The following is a 7,311-nucleotide window of genomic DNA, read 5'->3' as shown; positions in this document are numbered from 1 at the left end:
TAATATTTATGTAAAATGCAAGAGATTTGTGATAAAATTTTTAAAAAATTAATACCTATCTAAGAAATCTAAAACTTCCTATTAAAAAAATGTAGACAAAGTCATTTTTTAAAGGCTGTGGTAATTAAACATTCTAACAAAGTTTTGCGTCGAGATTTAAGGCTTCTATCTAAAAGGAAGAAGGGTACCGCTCTAATTCGCCATCCATGGCTCAATAGAGCTTTCGGAACGTCCTGTTCCTCACCCCTTCTTCCTTTTATCTAATCAGCTCTTAAATCTATCTCCTCAACTTAATCGTATCTTTGTTTAATTACCACAGCTGATGGTGACTTTGTCTACAAACTGATTCAGTCTGAATTACTCCTATCTACTTTTGCGAAAATGTTTATAAACTTCTTCCGCCACTTTCCAGGGAATTCCCTTTACCGCTGCTATTTCTCCTACATCTTTAGTGGATATTTCCTCTACTGAGCCAAAGGTTTGTAATAAAATCTTTTTCCTTGTAGCACCAATTCCAGGAATCTTATCTAATTCCGATGTCAAAGTATTTTTTGTCCTCAATTTCCTGTGATAAGTTAGGGCAAAACGATGGGCTTCATCTCTAATCCTCTGTAATAGGTAAAGCCCTTTGCTGTTTCTAGGTAAAATTATCCCTTCTGATCTATTAGGTAAGAAAATTTCTTCTTCCCTTTTAGCTAAACCTATTGTTTTTATATGACCAAAACCGGTCTCTTCCATAACTTTTCTTGCTGCTGACAATTGTCCTTTACCACCATCTATAATTATCAGATGAGGAAGGGGTGTAAAACTACTATCCCCTTCTAAAAAATTTTCCAATCTCCTCTTTATCACTTCTGCCATAGAAGCAAAATCATTAGGTCCTTGTACTGTCCTAATTTGAAACTTCCTGTATTTTTCCTTTACCGGTTTTCCCCCTTCAAAAACTACCATTGAGGCAACAGAATGTTCCCCTTGGATATTTGAAATATCATAACATTCCATCCGCCAAGGTAATTCCTCTAAACCTAAAGCTTTAGCTAAATCTAATAATCCTTCTTCAGCTTCTTGCTTATTTTTTTGCTGTTGAGAGATAAAGGTTTGTAGCTGAAGTTTTGCATTCTTTTCTGCCATCTCCAATAAAGACTTTTTATCTCCCTTTTGGGGAACCTTAAGAACTACCTTCCCATTTCTTTTCTTAGATAGAAATTCTAATAGTACTTTAGAGTCTTGTAGTTCCATAGGTAATAATATTTCCCCTGGTATTATTGGAGCATTATTATAGTATTGAGTTATAAAGGCATGGAATAATTCCTCCGGTGTAGATCCCCCAGTATTTTCTAACTTGAAGGATTCACTGCCTAGTAATTTCCCTCCCCTAATACTAAAAATTTGAATACAAGCTAAATTATCCCCTTGAGCTAAAGCTAAGATATCCCGATCCTCTAAATCACTAAAAATAATTTTTTGTTTTTCCCCTATTGCTTTGACTCCCTGTAATTGATCCCTTAACTTAGCAGCCTTTTCAAAATCTAAATTTTCCGCTGCTTTCACCATTTCTTCTTCCATTTTTTTAATTAACTCTAGATTTTTACCTTCTAAAAACAAAATTACTTCTTCAACGATCTTCTGATAATCTTCAGAAGAGATTCTCCCTGCACAAGGTGCAAGGCATTTTTTAATATGGTAATTTAAGCAGGGCCTATCTTTTTTGGATAGCTTTCCTTTACAAGTCCTTAAGGGAAAAAGGGTTCTAATTGCATTTAAGGTTTCATTGACAACTATCCCAGAAGGATAGGGTCCAAAATATCTAGCTTTATCTTTAGTAATCTTCCTCACTTTTTCCACTACCGGAAAATCCTCTTTAAGATTTATTTTAATATAGGGATAGTGTTTATCATCCTTTAAGGAGATATTGTATTTAGGCCGGTGTTTTTTTATCAGGTTACTTTCTAGAATCAAAGCTTCAACTTCTGAATCTGTAGCAATATAGTCTAAAGCTGCGATATTTTGTACCAAAGCTAAAACCTTTGCCCCTTTCCCTTCACTTTTTGAAAAATAAGATTTTACCCTATTTTTTAAAGAAAGGGCTTTACCAACATAAATTACTTCCCCATATTTATCTTTCATGATATAGACCCCTGGAGAAGAAGGCAATTTATTTATAATTTCTTTTACTTCATCTTTAATCAAAATATCCCCCCTTTACTGCCACTTAAGATATGGTTTTAAAAATTTTCCTGTGTAACTTTCTGAAACCTTAACTATTTCCTCTGGTGTACCTTGAGCAACTATTGTGCCCCCACGGTCTCCCCCTTCAGGTCCTAAATCAATAATATAATCTGCAGTTTTAATGACATCAAGGTTATGCTCTATAACCAATACCGTATCCCCTTCATCGGTTAGGCGACTCAATACCTGTAGCAATTTGTCAATATCAGCTATGTGTAAACCAGTGGTAGGTTCATCTAAAATATATAGGGTTTTTCCATTACTTCTCCGGCTTAACTCTGTAGCTAATTTAACCCTCTGAGCCTCTCCCCCGGAAAGGGTAGTAGCAGATTGACCTAACTTAATATAACCTAATCCTACATCATAGAGTGTATCAAGCTTCCTCTTGATTTTAGGAATGTTTTGAAAAAATTCTACAGCTTCCTCTACCGACATATCTAAAACATCGGCTATTGTCTTACCTTTATACTTAATTTCTAATGTCTCCCTATTATACCTTGCTCCTTTACACACTTCACAGGGAACATAGACATCGGGTAAAAAATGCATCTCAATCTTTATAATCCCGTCTCCCCGACAAGCTTCACACCTGCCCCCTTTGACATTAAAACTAAATCTACCGGCTTTATAACCTCTAGCTTGGGCATCGTTGGTAGATGCAAAAAGTTCTCTAATGTAATCAAAGACACCGGTATAGGTTGCAGGATTGGAGCGGGGAGTTCTACCAATAGGTGATTGATCTATATCTATTACTTTTTCAATATTTTCTAAACCGTAAATAGCATCATGGGCTCCTGGTTTAGCTTTAGCATTGTGGAGTTTCTGAGCTAAAGCTTTATATAAAATTTCGTTAATTAAAGTACTTTTACCAGATCCAGATACTCCAGTTACACAAGTAAAGACACCACAAGGTATTTTTACATCGATATTTTTGAGATTATTCTCTCTAGCTCCAATAATTTCAATCCATTTACCATTAGGCTTCCTCCTGTTTTGAGGAACAAAAATACGTTTTTCTCCCCTTAAATATTGACCTGTAACTGAACGGGGTTCTTTCATGATGTCTTCTAGTGTACCTGCTGCTACCACTTCTCCCCCTTGGGCCCCTGCCAATGGACCAATATCCACTATAAAGTCTGCAGCTTTCATGGTATCTTCATCGTGTTCCACCACAATTAGAGTATTCCCAAGATCCCTAAGTTTCTTCAAAGTTGCTAATAGCCTTTCATTATCCCGTTGGTGAAGACCAATACTAGGCTCATCCAAAATATATAATACCCCCATTAAACTAGAACCAATTTGGGTAGCTAAACGGATCCTCTGGGCTTCTCCCCCCGATAAAGTTCCAGCAGCTCTGTCTAAAGTAAGGTAATCTAAACCAACATCGATTAAAAAACCTAACCGTTCATTTATCTCCTTTAGGATCATCCGGGCAATCATCATTTCTTTTTCGGTAAATTTTATCCTGTTTAGATAATCTTTAACTTCGACAACTGAAAGGGCTGTTAACTGTGAAATGTTTTTATCCCCAATCAGTACCGCTAAACTTTCCGGTTTTAAACGGGCTCCATTACATTTTTGACAAGGAATATTGGACATATATCCTTGTAAATCATTTTTAATGTATTCTGAAGAAGTTTCTCTGTATCGCATTTTAATCCAATTTATTAAACCTCTAAATAAAGCGTTAATCTCTTGTACTTCTCCTTGGGAATCTTCATACTTTATTTTAAACTTTTTATTAGGTATTCCGTAAAGCAAAGTTTTTATCCCTTCTTTAGGGAGTTCATTTATAGGGACTTTGGTGTCTATTCCTATTTCTTTAGCTACAGCCTTTAACATACTACTATAGTACGTTGAAGAACTCTTACTCCAAGGTGCTATAGCCCCTTCTTCTATAGATAAGGTTGGATCAGGGATAATTAAATCAGGATCAGGCTCTAAATGACTTCCTAAACCTCCACATTCTTCACATGCACCATAAGGATTATTAAAGGAAAAAATCCGGGGACTGATTTCTTCAAAACTGAAGCCACATTGGATACAAGCAAAGTTTTGACTAAAGGTTATTGATTCCCCATCTACTATATCAACTATTGCGATCCCATCTCCGTGATTTAAAGCCAATTCCAAAGAATCTGCTAAACGGTTTTCAATCCCTTCTTTTACCACTAGCCTGTCTACCACCACTTCAATTGTATGCTTTTTATTTTTTTCCAATTTAATTTCCTCAGTTAATTCATAGAGGTGATCATCGATTCGAACTCGGACAAATCCACTTTTTCTTAGACCTTCTAATACCTTAATGTGTTCACCTTTTCTTCCCCTAATAACGGGAGCTAATATTTGAAGTTTTGTCTTGGGAGGTAATTCCATAATCTTATCTACCATCTGGGAAACCGTTTGTTGTTTTATCTCTTCTTTACAATGAGGACAAAAAGGCTTTCCTACCCTGGCATATAGCAAACGAAGATAATCGTAAATTTCCGTTACTGTTCCCACCGTTGATCTAGGGTTTTTACTGGTGGTTTTCTGATCAATGGATATGGCCGGTGATAAACCTTCTATTGAGTCAACATCGGGCTTTTCCATCTGACCTAAAAATTGTCGAGCATAGGCAGATAAGGATTCAACATACCTTCTCTGTCCCTCGGCATAAATAGTTTCAAAGGCTAAAGAGGATTTTCCAGAACCACTAAGACCTGTAAAAACAATTAATTTATCTCTAGGTATTGTTAAATCAATATTTTTTAGGTTATTTTCCCTAGCACCCTTTATTACTATATTTTTCATAACTTCTGTCTCTCTCCTCTGCAATATCAATTTCCCTTTAATTCAATTATCATATCCCTTAAATAAGCGGCTTTTTCAAACTCTAAAGCTTTAGCAGCTTCCTTCATTTCCTTTTCAAGTTTTGCTAATAACAATTCTTTTTCTTTTTTACCCATTTTCTTCCCTTTATCAGTTACGTATTTAGCTCCCTCTTCGGCCACTTTTGTAGCTTCAATAACTGCATGGATATCTTTAGAAACAGATTTAGGCTGGATATTGTGTTTTTTGTTGTAAGCGATTTGCATTTCTCTACGGCGATTTGTCTCATTGATTGCCTTTTCCATAGATTTAGTTACAGTATCGGCATAAAGGATTACTCTACCCTCTACATTCCTTGCAGCTCTACCTATTGTTTGAATTAACGACCTTTCAGAACGCAAAAATCCTTCCTTATCAGCATCTAAGATGGCTACAAGGGAAACTTCCGGGATATCTAACCCCTCCCTTAAAAGGTTGATACCAACTAATACATCGAATTCACCTAAACGCAAATCCCTAATTATCTCCATTCTCTCTATTGTTTTAATATCTGAATGGAGGTATTTAACTTTAATACCTGCCTCTTTTAAATAATCTGTTAAATCTTCAGCCATTCGTTTTGTAAGGGTTGTAACCAAAACCCTGTTATTATTTTTCACAACTTGTCTAATTTCATGAAGCAAATCATCAACTTGGCCTTCTACCGGCTTAACACTGATCACAGGATCCACTAATCCTGTAGGCCTAATTATTTGTTCCACCACCTGTTGTGAGTGTTGTAATTCGTATTCTGCAGGGGTTGCAGATACATAAATCACTTGGTTTATCACTTGTTCAAATTCCTCAAATTTTAAAGGCCTGTTATCAAAGGCTGAAGGTAAGCGAAAACCGTGTTCTACCAAAGACTCTTTCCTCGATCTATCTCCTGCGTACATAGCTCCTATCTGAGGGATAGTAACATGGGATTCATCAATAATCATCAAATAGTCATCGGGGAAAAAATCTAGTAAAGTATAAGGTTTACTACCCGGTTCTCTACCAGTCAAATAGCGGGAATAATTTTCAATTCCCTGGCAGAAACCAATTTCCCTCATCATTTCTAAGTCATAGCGGGTTCGCTGTTCTAACCTCTGGGCTTCCAATAGCTTCCCTTTAGATTTAAAATACTCTAACCTTTCCTCCAACTCTTTTTCGATAGCTTCCGTAGCCAGTCTTACTTTTTCCCTAGCGGTAATATAATGGGAAGCAGGGAAAATAGCGACATGGTTTCTAAGTCCTATTATCTCTCCAGTTAAGGCATTTACTTCTGTTATCCTATCTATTTCATCACCGAAAAACTCGATTCTAATTGCATTTTCACTATTTCCAATAGGAAAAACTTCTAATGTATCTCCCCGAACTCTAAAGGTCCCCCGTTTAAAATCAGTATCATTCCTGAGGTACTGGATTTCCACTAACTCCTTAATAACTTCGTCCCTTTCTTTTTCCATTCCTACCCTCAATGAAACTATTAAATCTCTATACTCCTCAGGAGAACCTAATCCGTAAATACAAGATACACTGGCGACAATAATTACATCCCGCCTTTCAAAAAGGGCGGAAGTTGCAGAGTAACGGAGCTTGTCAATTTCATCATTTATTTGAGCATCTTTTTCGATGTAAGTATCGGTATGGGCAATATACGCCTCTGGTTGATAGTAGTCATAATAGCTGACAAAATACTCCACAGCGTTATTGGGAAAAAACTCTTTAAACTCACTACAAAGTTGGGCAGCTAAAGTTTTATTATGGGCAATTACAATAGTTGGTTTATTGACTTGGGCTATGACGTTGGCCATGGTAAAAGTCTTCCCTGAACCTGTTACCCCTAAAAGGGTCTGGCCTTTATAGCCTTTTTCAATACCTTCTACTAACTTCTTTATTGCTTTGGGCTGATCCCCTGTTGGCTTATATTTAGAAACCAGTTGGAATTTTCCTGGCAGCATTTTATCACCCCATCATTCTGTACAAATCTATTTTTTATTATATCAGTAATAGTTACGAATTTAAAGCCCTAAACAGAAAATATGTTCCCCCCTTTTGTATAAAAAAAAGCGCCATTCGGCGCGCTTAAATTCATTTATATTTTATAGTGCTCTCCATGAACTCCTATATAATCTTTGGGATACATTTCTGCTCCACAACTCTCACAGCTAAATCTAGGTGGTATTGATGTATCTCCATCATCCATCATATCAAAGTATTCCACTACTTCCTTGGGAACTTTTTCTA

3 protein-coding genes are annotated in these 7,311 nt (G+C 36.3%); all 3 read right to left on the bottom strand.

The genetic code is table 11. The annotated features are described in order from the left end of the window. Positions 1–363 precede the first annotated feature (363 nt). From uvrC to uvrB, 3 genes are read right to left on the bottom strand one after another with little or no spacing between them, the layout of a single operon-like run. Positions 364–2,190 (bottom strand): excinuclease ABC subunit UvrC, encoded by a 1,827-nt coding sequence (gene uvrC / locus BMX60_RS11175; protein WP_341423336.1) that lies wholly within the window; start codon positions 2,188–2,190, stop codon positions 364–366. Positions 2,191–2,202: 12 nt separating this feature from the next. Further along, positions 2,203–5,022 (bottom strand): excinuclease ABC subunit UvrA, encoded by a 2,820-nt coding sequence (uvrA, locus tag BMX60_RS11170; RefSeq protein WP_091351521.1) that lies wholly within the window; start codon positions 5,020–5,022, stop codon positions 2,203–2,205. A 26-nt stretch (positions 5,023–5,048) separates the two neighbouring features. Continuing rightward, complete coding sequence (uvrB, locus tag BMX60_RS11165) at positions 5,049–7,025, bottom strand: excinuclease ABC subunit UvrB (protein ID WP_341423335.1); 1,977 nt, start codon at positions 7,023–7,025, stop codon at positions 5,049–5,051. Between the last annotated feature and the right edge of the window lie 286 nt (positions 7,026–7,311).

Origin of the sequence: Anaerobranca gottschalkii DSM 13577, from assembly GCF_900111575.1 — a bacterium.
Classification (GTDB): Bacteria; Bacillota; Proteinivoracia; order Proteinivoracales; family Proteinivoracaceae; genus Anaerobranca; species Anaerobranca gottschalkii.
The sequence above is the reverse complement of the archived record's forward strand: the minus strand, read 5'-3'. Positions and strand labels throughout refer to the sequence as shown.

Excerpts from the sequence above, each read along its gene's own strand:
- uvrA (WP_091351521.1), bottom strand. The coding sequence starts at position 5,022 with ATGAAAAATATAGTAATAAAGGGTGCTAGGGAAAATAACCTAAAAAAT.
- uvrB (WP_341423335.1), bottom strand. The coding sequence starts at position 7,025 with ATGCTGCCAGGAAAATTCCAACTGGTTTCTAAATATAAGCCAACAGGG.